15 protein-coding genes are annotated in these 14206 nt (G+C 67.2%); 6 read left to right on the forward strand and 9 right to left on the reverse strand.

Going from position 1 to position 14206, the window contains the following annotated elements; genetic code table 11:
• Positions 1-135: 135 nt before the first annotated feature.
• Genes VUG52_RS15735 through VUG52_RS15750 form a run of 4 tightly spaced genes read left to right on the forward strand, consistent with a single transcriptional unit; the run spans position 136 to position 4059 of the window.
• Entirely contained in the window at positions 136-1161 is a 1026-nt protein-coding gene (locus VUG52_RS15735) for an ABC transporter substrate-binding protein (protein ID WP_050705857.1), read from the forward strand.
• Complete coding sequence (locus VUG52_RS15740; RefSeq protein ID WP_050705858.1) at positions 1158-2075, forward strand: ABC transporter permease; 918 nt, start codon at positions 1158-1160, stop codon at positions 2073-2075. The genes VUG52_RS15735 and VUG52_RS15740 overlap by 4 nt, the downstream gene beginning before the upstream one ends.
• Before the next feature lie 6 nt (positions 2076-2081).
• Positions 2082-2891, forward strand: coding sequence for an ABC transporter permease (locus VUG52_RS15745; protein WP_050705859.1), 810 nt, complete (start codon positions 2082-2084; stop codon positions 2889-2891).
• Between the two features lie 19 nt (positions 2892-2910).
• Complete coding sequence (locus VUG52_RS15750; RefSeq protein WP_050705860.1) at positions 2911-4059, forward strand: ABC transporter ATP-binding protein; 1149 nt, start codon at positions 2911-2913, stop codon at positions 4057-4059.
• Between the two features lie 54 nt (positions 4060-4113).
• Here the strand turns inward: VUG52_RS15750 and VUG52_RS15755 are convergent, their stop codons facing one another.
• Both VUG52_RS15755 and VUG52_RS15760 read right to left on the reverse strand, forming a co-directional pair.
• Positions 4114-4302 carry a hypothetical protein gene (locus tag VUG52_RS15755; RefSeq protein WP_028691681.1) on the reverse strand — a complete coding sequence of 63 codons (189 nt, stop codon included), beginning with the start codon at positions 4300-4302 and terminating at the stop codon, positions 4114-4116.
• A 139-nt stretch (positions 4303-4441) separates the two neighbouring features.
• The gene (locus VUG52_RS15760; RefSeq protein ID WP_050705861.1) at positions 4442-4762 is read right to left on the reverse strand and encodes a heavy metal-binding domain-containing protein; all 321 of its coding nucleotides are present in this window, start codon (positions 4760-4762) and stop codon (positions 4442-4444) included.
• A 134-nt stretch (positions 4763-4896) separates the two neighbouring features.
• On the opposite strand from VUG52_RS15760, the gene VUG52_RS15765 reads away from it, so the two are divergent.
• On the forward strand, positions 4897-6324 hold the full coding sequence (locus tag VUG52_RS15765) for an MFS transporter (protein ID WP_050705862.1): 1428 nt from the start codon (positions 4897-4899) through the stop codon (positions 6322-6324).
• A complete protein-coding gene (locus tag VUG52_RS15770) occupies positions 6321-7049 on the forward strand; it encodes a class I SAM-dependent methyltransferase (protein WP_050705863.1) in 729 nt (242 codons plus the stop codon). Before VUG52_RS15765 ends, VUG52_RS15770 begins: the two co-directional genes overlap by 4 nt.
• Before the next feature lie 215 nt (positions 7050-7264).
• Here the strand turns inward: VUG52_RS15770 and ribD are convergent, their stop codons facing one another.
• Genes ribD through VUG52_RS15805 form a run of 7 tightly spaced genes read right to left on the reverse strand, consistent with a single transcriptional unit; the run spans position 7265 to position 14197 of the window.
• Positions 7265-8179 carry a bifunctional diaminohydroxyphosphoribosylaminopyrimidine deaminase/5-amino-6-(5-phosphoribosylamino)uracil reductase RibD gene (ribD, locus tag VUG52_RS15775; protein ID WP_050705864.1) on the reverse strand — a complete coding sequence of 305 codons (915 nt, stop codon included), beginning with the start codon at positions 8177-8179 and terminating at the stop codon, positions 7265-7267.
• Positions 8176-8835: an SAM-dependent methyltransferase gene (locus VUG52_RS15780; RefSeq protein ID WP_050705865.1), complete on the reverse strand. Its 660-nt coding sequence runs from the start codon at positions 8833-8835 to the stop codon at positions 8176-8178. The genes ribD and VUG52_RS15780 overlap by 4 nt, the downstream gene beginning before the upstream one ends.
• A gap of 12 nt (positions 8836-8847) precedes the next feature.
• Positions 8848-10539: a WD40 repeat domain-containing protein gene (locus VUG52_RS15785; protein ID WP_050705866.1), complete on the reverse strand. Its 1692-nt coding sequence runs from the start codon at positions 10537-10539 to the stop codon at positions 8848-8850.
• Between the two features lie 23 nt (positions 10540-10562).
• Positions 10563-11159, reverse strand: coding sequence for a GTP cyclohydrolase II RibA (gene ribA, locus VUG52_RS15790; protein ID WP_028691687.1), 597 nt, complete (start codon positions 11157-11159; stop codon positions 10563-10565).
• Positions 11160-11193: 34 nt separating this feature from the next.
• Complete coding sequence (locus VUG52_RS15795; protein ID WP_050705867.1) at positions 11194-12204, reverse strand: formylglycine-generating enzyme family protein; 1011 nt, start codon at positions 12202-12204, stop codon at positions 11194-11196.
• Positions 12205-12260: 56 nt separating this feature from the next.
• Positions 12261-13154 carry a VOC family protein gene (locus VUG52_RS15800; RefSeq protein ID WP_050705868.1) on the reverse strand — a complete coding sequence of 298 codons (894 nt, stop codon included), beginning with the start codon at positions 13152-13154 and terminating at the stop codon, positions 12261-12263.
• A complete protein-coding gene (locus tag VUG52_RS15805; protein WP_050705869.1) occupies positions 13154-14197 on the reverse strand; it encodes a methyltransferase in 1044 nt (347 codons plus the stop codon). The genes VUG52_RS15800 and VUG52_RS15805 overlap by 1 nt, the downstream gene beginning before the upstream one ends.
• Positions 14198-14206: the final 9 nt, after the last annotated feature.

The following is a 14206-nucleotide window of genomic DNA, read 5'->3' on the forward strand; positions in this document are numbered from 1 at the left end:
ATAGACCTTGATTCTGCCGGCCCTACCTACAATCACAATACGGCCACGCTCCACCCGTTTGACGCTGCTCCCCGAACACGATTGGCGGGCGACAGAAGCCCGCCTCGAATAACAAAAAGCAACGAGGGCGTAACCATGCTGTTGAGCAAACGAGTAACCGCAGTGCTGTCCGCCAGCCTGCTGACCCTGGCCTGCCAGGCCACCCAGGCGGCCGACAGCCTGAACTTCGTCAGCTGGGGCGGCAGCACCCAGGACGCGCAGAAACAGGCATGGGCCGAGCCCTTCTCCAAGTCCGCCAACATCAAGGTCGTGCAGGACGGCCCCACCGACTACGGCAAGCTCAAGGCCATGGTCGAAAGCGGCAACGTGCAGTGGGACGTGGTCGACGTCGAAGCCGACTTCGCCCTGCGCGCCGCCAGCGAGGGCCTGCTCGAACCCCTCGATTTCAGCGCTATCCAGCGCGAGCGGATCGACCCGCGTTTCGTCTCCGACCACGGCGTCGGCTCGTTCTTCTTCTCCTTCGTGCTTGGCTACAACGAAGGCAAGCTCGGCGCGAACAAGCCGGTGGACTGGACCGCGCTGTTCGATACCAAGGCCTACCCCGGCAAGCGCGCCCTGTACAAATGGCCGAGCCCCGGCGTGCTCGAACTGGCCCTGCTGGCCGACGGCGTGCCCGCCGACCAGCTCTACCCGCTCGACCTGGAGCGCGCCTTCAAGAAACTCGACACCATCAAGAAGGACATCGTCTGGTGGGGCGGTGGCGCCCAGTCGCAGCAACTGCTGGCCTCGGGCGAAGCGGCGCTGGGGCAGTTCTGGAACGGCCGCGTGCATGCCCTGCAGCAGGACGGCGCGCCGGTCGGGGTAAGCTGGAAGCAGAACCTGGTTATGGCCGACTTCCTGGTCATTCCCAAGGGCGCGAAGAACAAGGACGCGGCCATGAAGTTTTTGGCCGACGCCAGCAGCGCCAGAGGCCAGGCCGACTTCGCCAACCTCACCGCCTATGCCCCGGTCAACCTCGACAGCGTCGGTCTGCTCAAGCCTGAACTGGCCCCCAACCTGCCCACCGCCCATGCCCAGGACCAGGTGACCCTGGACTTCGCCTACTGGGCGAAGAATGGCCAGGCCATCGCGGCCCGCTGGAACGAGTGGCTGGTCAAATGAAAGTCGCCATCAACGCCCTGCACACTGCGCAAGGTGCCGCCGCCGGCAGCGGCGTGCCGGGAGCGACCATCCGCCGCCCGCCCCTGCGCCAACGCTGGCGCGGCAGCCGCAACCTGCTGCCAGCCTTGCTGTTCCTTGGCCTGTTCTTCTTCGCCCCGCTGATCGGCCTGCTCCTGCGCGGCGTGCTCGAACCGGTGCCGGGCCTGGGCAACTACGCGCAACTGTTCGCCAACTCGGCCTACGCCCGGGTGCTGTTCAACACCTTCTCGGTGGCCGGCCTGGTCACCTTGATCAGCGTGCTGCTGGGCTTCCCGCTGGCCTGGGCGATCACCCTGATGCCCAAGGGCTGGGGCCGCTGGCTGCTGAACATCGTGCTGCTGTCGATGTGGACCAGCCTGCTGGCGCGCACCTATTCGTGGCTGGTGCTGCTGCAGGCCTCGGGGGTGATCAACAAGGCGCTGATGGCGATCGGGGTGATCGACGCGCCACTGGAAATGGTGCACAACCTCACCGGCGTGGTGATCGGCATGAGCTACATCATGATCCCGTTCATCGTCCTGCCGCTGCAGGCGACCATGCAGGCCATCGACCCGATGGTGCTGCAGGCCGGTTCCATCTGCGGCGCCAGCCCGTGGACCAACTTCTGCAAGGTGTTCCTCCCGCTGTGCCGTTCGGGCCTGTTCTCCGGCGCGCTGATGGTGTTCGTCATGTCGCTCGGCTACTACGTGACTCCGGCCCTGCTCGGCGGCGCGCAGAACATGATGCTGCCCGAGTTCATCGTCCAGCAGGTGCAGTCGTTCCTCAACTGGGGCCTGGCCAGCGCCGCCGCCGCGTTGCTGGTGGCGATCACCCTGGTGCTCTTCTACTTCTACCTGAAGCTGCAACCGGAATCCCCGGTCGGCAATGCGAGGTAAGCCGCCATGCTTCTGACCCCCAACGCCATGGGCCGCCCGCTGCGCCTGGGCCTGTACCTCACCACCGGGGCGATCGCGGCTTTCCTGCTGCTGCCGATCCTGTTCATCGTGCTGCTGTCGTTCGGCTCTTCGCAGTGGCTGGTATTCCCACCACCGGGCTGGACGCTCAAATGGTACGGCCAGTTCCTTTCCAACCCCGAGTGGATGGACGCGGCCCTGGCCAGCCTCAAGGTCGCCGTTCTGACCACCTTCACCGCCGTGGCCCTGGGCCTGCCCAGCGCCTTCGCCCTGGTGCGCGGGCGCTTCCCGGGGCGGGATCTGCTCTACGGGCTGTTCACCCTGCCGATGATCGTGCCGCTGGTGATCATCGCCGTGGCGGTGTACGCGCTGTTCCTCAAGCTCGGCTACACCGGCACCTTGCTGGCCTTCGTGGTCAGTCATGTGATCGTCGCCCTGCCCTTCACCATCATCTCGATCATCAACTCGCTGAAGCTGTTCGACCACTCGATCGAGGACGCCGCGGTGATCTGCGGCGCCTCGCGCCTGCAGGCGATCGTCAAGGTGACCTTTCCGGCGATTCGCCCGGGGATGATCGCCGGCGGCCTGTTCGCCTTCCTGGTGTCGTGGGACGAGGTGGTGCTCAGCGTGATGATGGCCAGCCCCGAACTGCAGACCCTGCCGGTGAAGATGTGGACCACCCTGCGCCAGGACCTGACCCCGGTCATCGCCGTCGCCTCGACGCTGCTGATCGGCCTGTCGCTGTTGATCATGATCATTGCCGCCGCCCTGCGTCGGCGCAACGCAAGCAACACCTGAGCGCCCGGAGACGAATACGATGAGTGCAGTGATGAAAGACGACGCACGCGCCAGGCCCCTGGTCAGCCTGCGCAACCTGAACAAGCACTACGGCGACTTCGCCGCGGTGGACAACATCGACCTCGAGATCCAGGACGGCGAGTTCCTCACCTTCCTCGGCTCCAGCGGCTCGGGCAAGTCCACCACCCTGTCGATGCTGGCCGGGTTCGAGACGCCGAGCAGCGGCGAGATCCTGGTCGACGGCCAGTCGCTGGTGAACGTGCCGCCGCACAAGCGCGACATCGGCATGGTGTTCCAGCGCTACTCGCTGTTCCCGCACCTGAGCGTGCGCGACAACATTGCCTTCCCCCTGGCGATCCGCAAGCAGGGCGCGGCCGAAACCGCCCGGCGGGTGGATGCCATGCTCAAGCTGGTGCGGCTCGAGGCCTTCGCCCACCGGCACCCGGCCCAACTTTCCGGCGGCCAGCAGCAACGCGTGGCGATCGCCCGGGCGCTGGTCTACGAACCGCGCATCCTGTTGATGGACGAGCCGCTCGGCGCGCTCGACAAGAAGCTGCGTGAAGACCTGCAGGACGAGCTGCGCCAGCTGCATCGACGCCTGGGCATCACCATCGTCTACGTGACCCACGACCAGGAGGAGGCGATGCGCCTGTCGCAGCGTATCGCCATCTTCAGCCATGGCCGCATTGTCGGCCTGGGCAGCGGCTACGACCTCTACCAGAACCCGCCGAACGCATTCGTCGCCTCGTTCCTGGGCAACTCCAACTTCCTGCGTTTCACGGCCGACGGCAACGATGCGGGACGTTTCGAGGGGCAGCCGGTAGCGGTGCGCCCGACACCGGGGCTGGCCGCCGGGCAGGAGGCGCTGATCATGGTGCGCCCGGAAAAGGCCCTGGCCTTGACCGTGGAGCAGGCGACGCGCGAACCCCTGCCGGCAGGCTGGAACGAAGTCGGCGCCACGGTGACCGAGCTGCTGTTCCTCGGCGAGAGCCAGACCTGCCATGTCGCCACCCAGGGCGGCACCCCACTGACAGTCAAGGCGCTGTCGGCCGCGGGCATACCCATGCAGCCGGGCCAGCCGGTCAGGGTGCGCTGGGCGGTGGCGGATGCCTGCATCTATACCGAGTGGGCCGAGAGCGACCTGAGCAAGGGCGCCGGGGCCCATTGAATGCGACGGCGCCCACAGGACCTGTGGGCGCCACGATGGGGATTCAGCGCGGATTTACTTCTTCGACGGGACACGCGGCGTGAAACGCCCCTTCTTGGCCCGCTGCAGGTGCGCCGGTTGCAGTTGCTCCGACTCGTCCAGGGTCATGTTGGCAAAGCCCAGGCGCACGGCCGCCTGGCCGCAGCGCACCTGGCTGTTGATCGGAAACGCATCGTTCAGGTCTTCGAAATAGGATTCGCTCATGCCCTGTCTCCCTCCAATGGCGACCGTGCCGGCAGGCAATGAGCCTGCCTAGTGAAGCGCGGTCCGTTGAAGTGAGACTAGTCGGTCATTTGCAGACCAGCCGGACAAAATTTCCTGGCCCGACCAGTGGCAACTGGCCTTACTTCAGACGCACCGCCGTGCCGGTGGCGAACACCACGACCATGCCACCCTGTACCGACGGCATGCTGATCTCGAAGTCCACGCCTACCAGGGCATCGGCTTGCAACTGCCGTGCCCGCGCCATGAGTTCCTCGGTGGCCTGCTCGCGGGCCAGCTTCAGCGCGCCCTCCAGGGTTTGTGAGCGGCCGCCGAAGAAGTCGCGAAAGCGTGCGAAGAAATCGCGCACGAAGTTGATCCCCTGCACCGATTCGGCGCTGACCACACCGAGGTACTCGGCAATCGGACGGCCGTCGAGCTGGCTGGTGGTGCTGATGATCATGGGTGACGCTCCTGGAACAAGACAAAAGAGCATGATCCTAACAAATCCACTGCGGCCAAATTACACAAGCAAATCCTTGAATAATGTTTTTCCGGCTCCTAGACTCCCAGCGCAGGACCACGCAAGGAGCGTACATGACCGCCATTCCCGAACAGCCACCGGCGCGCTGGAGCGAACTGCTCAGCGGCGGCAACGCGCTGCGCTCGATCGCCCTGGCCGGCGGCGTCGCCCTGCACGCCATCAATGTCTATATCGTCACCACCCTGCTGCCGACGGTGATCGACGAGATCGGCGGATTGGCCTTCTATGCCTGGAACACCACCCTGTTCGTGGTCGCCTCGATCATCGGCTCCACCCTCTCCACCCGCCTGCTGGCCCGTGGCGGACCACGGGTCGCCTACCTGCTGGCACTGCTGGTGTTCGCCCTTGGCTCGATGCTCTGCGCCCAGGCCGGTAGCATGCCGATGCTGCTGCTCGGGCGCAGCGTGCAGGGCCTGGGGGGCGGCATCCTGTTCGCCCTGAGCTATGCACTGATCCACCTGGTGTTCGACAGCCGCCTGTGGCCCCGCGCCATGGCCCTGGTCTCGGCGATGTGGGGCGTGGCCACGCTGTGCGGCCCGGCCGTGGGCGGGGTGTTCGCCGAAGGCGGGCACTGGCGCTGGGCGTTCTGGTCACTGTTGCCGGTGGCTGGCGCCCTGGCGCTGATCGTCTGCCTGCGCCTGCCGACGCGCCAGGCCCTGGACGACAATGGCGCGCGCCCGGCCTATGGGCTGATCGCCTGCCTGGTGGCCTCGGTACTGGCGATCTGCGCGGCCAGCCTGGCCGATACCTTGTGGATCAACCTGGCCGGCATCGTCGCGGGCCTGGCCATCGCCGCGCTGATCGCCCGCCTCGATCCGCGGGCGCGCCACCACCTGCTGCCCACGGGCGCCTACAGCCTCAAGCAACCGATGGGCGCGCTGTTCGCCATGATGTGCCTGCTGGTGGCGGCCATCACCACTGAAATCTATGTGCCCTACTTCCTGCAGCGCATCCATGGCTTTGGCCCGCTGGCCGCCGGCTACCTGACCGCGGTGATGGCCGCGGGCTGGACGGTCGGCGCCCTGGCCAGCGCCGGGCGCGACCGCGATGGCGGCGCCTGGCAGATCCGCGGCGGGCCGCTGGTGGTGGCCGTGGCGCTGCTGGCCCTGGCCCTGCTGACCCCGACCCCGGCCTGGATCGCCAGCGCGCCGGGCCTGGCCCTGTTCGCCCTGGCCCTGGCCGGCGTGGGCCTGGGCATCGGCCTGGGCTGGCCGCACCTGCTCACCCGAGTGCTGCAGGCCGCGCGCCCCGGCGAGGAAAACCTCGCCTCGGCCTCGATCACCACCGTGCAACTCTACGCCACCGCCCTGGCCGCGGCCCTGGCCGGGCTGGTCGCCAACGGCGCCGGACTGGTCGAGCCCGGCGGCGAGCAAGGCGCGCGCCAGGCGGCGCTGTGGCTGTTCGCCGTGTTCGCCTGCGCGCCGCTGCTGGCGCTGCCGTTGGCGCTGCGCCTCACCTCTGAAAACAAGGAGCGCCCATGAAGGAATCCAAGGAAGTCTACGAGCGGATCAGCGAGCAGTTCGAAGACTTCACCAGCCACGCCAGCCAGCGCGGGGTCGAGGTCGACACGTTTCGCTACATGGCCGGCGACGTATCCGGCGACGAGATTCTCGACCTGGCCTGCGGCCATGGCTTCTTCAGCCGCCGCCTGAAAGACTGGGGCGCGGCGCGGGTGCACGGCGTGGACATCTCGCCGAGCATGATCTACCAGGCGCGCCAGGCCAACGACGGCATCGCCTACGAAGTGCGCGACGTGGCGCAGATGGGCCGCATCGGCCAGTTCGACAAGGTCACCGCCGCCTGGCTGTTCAACTACGCCGGCAGTGTCGAAGAATTACGCCGCATGTTTGAAAGCGTCGCCCTCAACCTCAAGCCGAACGGACAGCTGATCGCCTACACGGCGAACCCCGCCTTCGACCTGGCCCGGGGCAATTTCACCGAGTACGGCATTCGCGTGCTGGACGAACAGCCGGTGGAAGGCGGCCTGCGCTGCCAGGGGCAGTTCATGAGTACACCGCCTGCGGACTTCACCTATTACCGCTGGGACAGGTCGATCTACGAACAGGCCGCCCACGATGTCGGCCTGCGCAACGTGCGCTGGATTGCCCCACTGATCAGCGGGATCCGCAAGAAGGCGCATCCGCCTGGGTATTGGGACTTGTTCGAGCAGAACAGCCTGCAGGTCGGGCTGATCTGCAGTCGCTAGGATCATCGAAGCTTACGCGCAGAAAAACTACGATTAAGTGGCAAGCGCGTACCCTGTGGGAGCGGCTTTAGCCGCGAAGCAAGCAACGCGGTGGATGGCACCGGCTTCGCCGGTGTTCGCGGCTAAAGCCGCTCCCACAGGTCCCTGCTAAGTCAATGAGTAAGGGCTGCAAAGCAGCCCCGGTGATCGTGATTACAGCGCAAGTCCTGAGGGCGCTAGACCTGCACCAACCACTCATCCACCAGCCCCTGGCGCGCCAGGGCCTCGCACCACGCCGGCTCAGCCTCGACCTGGACTTCGTTGCAGTCGAGCTCATGCAGCGCCTGTAACACCTGCAGGGCACCGGGATCCTCCAGCATCTTGCAACGCGCACGGGCATACCGACCGTCCCGCCTCGCCTGCGCCCCATGCAACACCAGCGTCGGCGCACGCCCGTCGAGCACCTTGGCCGACGCCGGGCAGTCCAGCCCCGGGTCGAGCAGTACCCGCAAGGGCACCACCGGTTCGGCTCGTTGCCCGGCGACCTGCGCCACCAGCGAGGTGTCGCAGGCCTTCACCCAGTCACAAGTGGTCAACAACGCCGAAGCCCTGCCCCGCCAGTGCGCCAGGGGCGTCTGCTCGTCGCAATGGCTGAGCATCACACCCTCGCCCAGCGCGCCGATCTCCAGCGCCGCCGGACGCAACACCCGCACCCACGGGCGCTCGCGCTCGATGCGCGAGAAGAACCCGCGATTGAGCGCCCGTGCCCGTGGGCAAGGCAAGGCCTCGACCACGATACCGGCCTCGCGCAGACGATCCGCACCGATACTCTGCGAGACGTCGCCGCTGGCCGTGACCACCCGACGCACCCCCGCCGCCACCAGGGCATCGGCGCATGGCGGCGTGCGCCCATGGTGGCCGCAGGGTTCCAGGGTCACGTAGGCGGTCGCCCCCCGTGCCGCCGTGCCCGCCTCGCGCAGGGCGTGCACTTCGGCGTGGGCCTGGCCGGCGCGCTGATGCCACCCGCGCCCCACCACCTGCCCGGCGTTGACGATCACACAGCCGACCCGCGGGTTGGGCATGGTGCTGTACAGGCCCTGGCTGGCGAGCGCCAGGGCCATGTCCAGGTAATGGCGATCGATCGCACTCACGTGCGGACCAGCGCCAGCAGGTAGCGGGCCTCACCATGCTGGCGCTCGATCACCTCCAGTCCCTGCCAGGTGAAGCCATGGGCCTCGAGGGTCTGGCGGATGCCGTCGTCGGTGAAGAAGTAGCCCTGGCGCTGGTTGTCCATCTCGCGCCAGCCCGGCTGCGGATGGGCCGCATCGACCCCGAACACGTTCAGCCCCACCAGCGCGCCGGGGCGCAGCAGGCGGCGCACATGGCCCAGGTACGCAGCCCACTCATCCGGGTGCTGGTGGTGGAAGCAGCCATTGTCCAGGGCCGCGTCGAACACCGTGCCCGGCGCCGGCTGCCAGTCCTGCATGGCCTTGTTCACCAGGTCCAGGCGATCGCCCCAGCGCTTGCGCAGCAACGGCCAGCTGGAGTTCTCGACGATATCCAGCCCGGTGACCCGGTGCCCGGCGAGGATGAAGGTGGAGGCGTCACGGCCACGGCCCACGCCGATGTCCAGCACATGCTGGTCGGCACGCGGGTCGAGCCGTTCCAGGAAGGCCTGGGCCGCCTGGATCATGCCGATGTCCCATGACCACTCGTCCTCGCCATGGCTGTAGCGGTGCACGAACGAAGTGTCGAGGGCCTTGCGGTAGTCGCCCTGGGCCATGAAGTCGCTTGCTTGCTTGCTCATCGTACTGCTCCTTCAGGACGCCAGGCGGGCGTCGATACCGTAGATGCGCCCGTCATAGGAACTGGCCAGGAAGGCATCGCTGACGGCGTCGTGGGTCAGGCAGGAAATGCCGCTGGCGGTCGGCCGCTGCATGGGCAGCCAGCGCCGCGAGGCCAGGTCGAACAGTGCCACGGTACCGTTGTAGGCCGCGGTGGCGATCACCCGGCCATCGCCGGAGGCGGCGATGCACTTGATCGAGTGCTGGTGCGGCGAATCGAACACCTCGTCGCCGGTCTCCAGCCACAGGCGCAGCTTGAGGTCGCGACCGATGCTGGCGAAGCCGCCGGTGATCGGGCAGCAGCCATTGGAAATGCGCGTATGCGCCCCCTCGATATGCCGCACGCTGCTGAAATCCTCGATGCTGTGCAGCGCCGCATCGGCCGAAGCGCAGACGCTGAACAGGTGGCGCTCGTCGGCGGCCACGCCCTTGATCGCGTTGTCGTGCATGGGGATCGATGCCACCAGGCGCAGTCCGCCCTGGCCGTCATGGCCGAACACCAGGCCTTCGCCGGTATAGGTGCCGATCAGCGCCAGGTCCTCGCCGTTCCTGACGAAGGTGGCGCCGCAGTTGAGCGGCGAACGGTGCTGGTAGAGCATGCGCCCGGACAGGCCGTCGAACACCTGGCCCATCTGGCCGCCGGTCAGCAGCAGCGGACCGAACGGCAGGAGGAAGTTGCACAGGCTGCCGACACTGGTCACCGGCTGGTCGTCACGGTGCAGGATGCCGGCGTCGCCGATGCTGTACTGGCGCTCGTCGCTGCGCACCACGGCGTTGATGCTCACCGCCGGCTCGATGCCCGACACCTGCCACTGGTCCTGCTCGTAGTTCCAGGTGGCGTAGCGCGAACCGAAGGTGGCGAACACCAGTTGTTCGTCGCCGACGAAGGCGCAGCTGCGCGGCCAGACAATGCTCGGCAGCGCGGTGCTGCGGCGCTTGACCAGATTGCGCCCGGCGTCGAAGGTCCAGAGGATCGCCGAGCGGTCGTAGCTCAGGCTCACCAGCAGGCGCTTGTCGTCGTTCCAGACGATGCGCTTGATCCCGGCGGCATGGGCCGGCACGGTCTGCACCTGGCCCTGGGCGATGATCGAGATGCGCCCCTCGTCGTCCCCGGCGAACACCACGCCTTCGCGGGTGATGGCGATGGTGTCGGTTTCCACGCCGCCGATGTCCACCTCGTCGCATTGCTGGCCGCTGCGGGTGTCCCACTGGCGCACGGTACCGTCGTCGCTGCTGGAGATCAGGCGCTGGCCGTCCGGCGACCAGACCACCGAGATGACGTCGGCCTGGTGGCCATGGAACGCCTGCAGCTGCACGCCGTCGAGGTCGAAGATGCGCAGCACGTGGTCACGCGAGCAGGTCGCCACGCGTTGGCTGTCGGGCGAGAACACCGCCATCTCGACGTCGTCGTTGTGCCCCTGCAGCACGGCTTTCAGGCGCATGCTCGGCACTTCCCAGATGCGCGCGGTGTAGTCGCTGCTGGCGCTGACCAGATGCTTGCCGTCACTGCTGAACGCGCACTGGTTGGCCAGGTGGTCGTGGTGCACGCGGTGGATCGGCTCGCCGGTGGCGGCGTTCCACAGGATTACCTGGTTGTCGTAGCCGGCGGTGGCGACAAAGCGCGCGGCATGGGCGGCGATACCGCTGATAGGGCCAATGTGTTTCATCGAAAGATCCTTTTTCGCTGGAGTCAGAGCTTGATCGAATGGCTGGACTTGACGGCCTTCGCCTGCAGGTAGTTGCGGTTGTGATTGGTCAGGAACACCCCGGTGGGTACCTGTTCGATCACATCGATGCCGCCGGCGCGCAACTGGGCGACCTTCTCCGGGTTGTTGGTCAGCAACCGGCACTGGTCCACGCCCAGGGCCCGCAGGATCTGCACGGCCGGATCGAACGAGCGCGAGTCGGCCAGGTGGTTCAGGCGCAGGTTGGCTTCATAGGTGTCCAGGCCCTTGTCCTGCAGCAGGTAGGCCTCGAACTTGGAGTACAGGCCGATGCCGCGCCCTTCCTGGCGCAGGTAGATCAGGTAGCCGCCCACCTCCTTGAGGGTGCGCAGCGCCTCCTGCAGCTGCGGACCGCAATCGCAGCGCTGCGAGCCGAACACATCGCCGGTGATGCATTCGGAGTGCACCCGCACCAACGGCACGTCGCACTGCTCGCGGCCGATGCCGACGGCGAAGTGCTCCTGGTCACGCTCGAAGCCGTGGAAGCCGAAGAAATGGGCGTCGACGTCGCCGCCGAGGATGGAAATCGGCACGATGGTGTGAAGCGAAACATCCTTGTTCATGGAATCAGACCTCTTGCACGGAAGACGGAACAGCTCAGTTGTGGTTTTCAACCAGGCGAAAGCCCATGACGTAGATCGGTCGCGGGTAACGCCCGTGGCGGCGCGCGGTGCGCGCCAGGTCGCGGAAACGGGTGAAGCTGCCACCGCGGGCCACGCGGTGGGTGCCGACATCGAGCACCAGGTCGTCCTCGATCTGCGGGCCGCCGGGGTATGGCCGGTAGTCCTCGGCCACGTACTCCTCGACGTTGCCGGCCATGTCCAGCACCCCGAAGGGCGAGGCAGCGTCGACGAATACGCCGACCGGCGTGCTGTCCAGGTAGCCCAGCTCGGCGGTGTTGGCCTGCTCGACCTGGTAGGCGTCGCCCCAGGGGAACTGGCGCCCTTCGGGGCCGGCGGCGGCGTACTCCCACTGCGCTTCGCTGGGCAGGGCGAAGCGTCGGCCGGTGCGTTCGCTGAGCCACCGGGCGTAGGCGTCGGCGTCACTGGCCGAGACGCTGTACACCGGGTGATTGGCGTGGTGCCGCGGGTAGCGGCCGAACGCCCAGCCGTCGGGGATGCCGGCATGCCCGCTGTCGAGCAGGAACTGGCGGTACTCCTGGTGCGTCACCGGGAAGCGGGCGATACGGAACGCCGCCAGCTCCACGGCGTGGCGCGGGGTCTCCTTGTCGATCCAGCTGCGGTCCAGGCCGAGCCCGTCGAACTGGTCCATCACCTGCTCGACCGCGCGCGGGTCGAGGCCGATGTGCACCCGCGCCGCAGGGATGTCGATCATCTGCGGGGCGAAGGTGTCGATGCGCGGATCGCCGCGCAATGCCAGCACCTCGCCGGCGGCAATGCGCCGGGCCAGGGGTTGGCGTGGCTGCTCGAGCAGCGTCAGCAAGACATCCAGCGGCGCCTGGAGCAGATCGTCGAGCGCCGTGGCGACTTGCGCCTGCAACGGATGCTCCTGGTAGTGCGCTGGGTAACCCATCAATGCCCGGTCGCTGACATCCTTGGGCAGCGGGCTGGGCAGCCGTGGCCAATGCCACTGTTTGTAGCTGTTCATGCAAATACCTGCCTGGGCACAGGCCTGCCAAACGGCAGGCCTGCGACGACGTGGGATCAGAGGCGGTCGAGGAGCAACCGAGGGTTGCTTTCGATCATCTCCACTTCGGCGCTGTAGACTTCGATCACCAGGCCATCCGGGTCCTCGAAGTAGACGGCGCTGCGCACGTTGTCCGGCCCATGGTGATAGCCCGGTGCCGGGCCGTTGCCCTTGACCAGCTTGATGGTGCCGGTGGCGGTGACCTGCTCGGCGATGCGCCGCACATCCTCGGGCAACGCCCGCACACCGATGTGGTAGCCGGTCGGGTAGCTGAACGACTCGCTCTGCTCGATGAAGAAGTCGAAGCCGTTGAGCTCCATCACGGCCTTGCGCGGACCGAGGTTGTAGCAGTAGTTGGCGCCGAGGATGTCGCTGTAGAACGCCTTGGAGGCTTCAAGGTCGCGGGTGAGGATATTGACGTGGTTCATCTCGGGGCGCTGTGCGGCCCGCGCCGCTTCGTCCAGCCCCAGACCGTCGAGCGAGCGCCACAGCTTGGTCGCGGCCGCGAACTTGGCAAAGCCCGCCAGCCAGTCCTTGATTGCCTGCTCCGGCGCCTGTCCGGCACCGATATCCAGCGAGTAGGGATAGAGGAAGCCCTGGCTGGCCTGCTGCCACTGGGCGATCACGCCGCTGGCAGACGGCAACTGCGCCAATGCGCCCTGCACGCGGACCAGCACCAGCGCGGTGTTGCGGCACAACCCGCTGGCCTCGTTGAGCAGCGTGTTCAGCGCCGCCGGTGGCGTGGCGCTGTCGAGCAGCAGGCAGACCGCGTCCACCGGCCCCTGGCCGGCCGGCTTCTGGCTGACCTGCAGGCTGAAACCCGCCGCCGCCGCGGCGCTGCCCAGGCTGTCCAGGGCCTGGGCCGCCGCGTCGCCGAGCGGCGCGGCATGCAATGCCAACAAGCGCAGCATCAGGCAGCCCTCCGTCCGATCAGCAGGGTGTAGCGGCCGATCGGCTCCTGCTCCACGGTGAGCCCCGCCGACGCCATGCTGTCGATCAGGTAGCGGGTCGGGTGCAGCTCGCCGTTGACCGTGTTGAGCATCATGTGCAGGGAGAAGTCGGCCGACAGCGCCGGATGGATCTCGTCATCCTCCAGGGCCATGCTCAGCACCAGCAGCGCGCCGTCGCCCTCGACCATGCCGGCGGCGCCGGCGATCAGGGTGCGCACCTGCTCGCGGGTGAAATAGTGCAGGCAGTCGTTGAGCATCACCACGTCGGCCCGCTCGCCCTGGTACTGCGCCAGGTCCAGCAGGTTGCGGGCATGGAAGCCCAGGCGGCTGTCGAGGCGGTACTTGGCGAAGGTGGCCGCGGCCGCCTCGCGGGTGGGTTCCAGGTCCCAGACCTCACCCTTGACCTGCGGATTGCGGCTGGCGATCTCGGCCAGGTAGGTGCCGTGGCCACCGGCCAGGTCGATCACCCGCCGGGCCTTGTCGAACAGCGGCAGGTCACGCAGCACATCGACCATGGGCTGGCTGAAGCGGACCATGGCATCGTTGAAGGCGTCGCGGGCCGCCAGGTCGTGCTTGAAGCGGTTTTCCTGCTGGAAGTCCAGCGAGGTGCGGCTGCGCAGCACCTCGTCCAGGCGCGGCCAGTTGTGCCACTGCAGGCGCTGGTGATCGATGATCGGGCCGATGAACTCGGCGCTGTCGCTGACCAGGAAACGCTGGCTCAGCGGCAGGTTCTCGAAACCTTGGGCGGTGCGCTTCAACAGGCCCATGGCCACCAGCGCGTTGAGGAAGATGCGGCCCTTGTTCGGCACCCAACCCAGCGCATCGCTCAGGGCCTGGGCGCTGACCGGCTGGCGGGTGTGGTCGAACACACGCTGGGCCAGCGCCGAATGCAGGATGGCGGACTGGCGGTACTGATCAGAGAGCTTCACCAGGTCGACCACGCCTTGCAGACTGTTCAGCTCGTCGGCGTGTTCATAGATGGTCACGGGTTTCTGGGCATTCATGCACTCACA

Origin of the sequence: Pseudomonas sp. LH21 (assembly GCF_036549575.1) — a bacterium.
In the GTDB taxonomy this organism is placed as follows: Bacteria; Pseudomonadota; Gammaproteobacteria; order Pseudomonadales; family Pseudomonadaceae; genus Aquipseudomonas; species Aquipseudomonas peradeniyensis.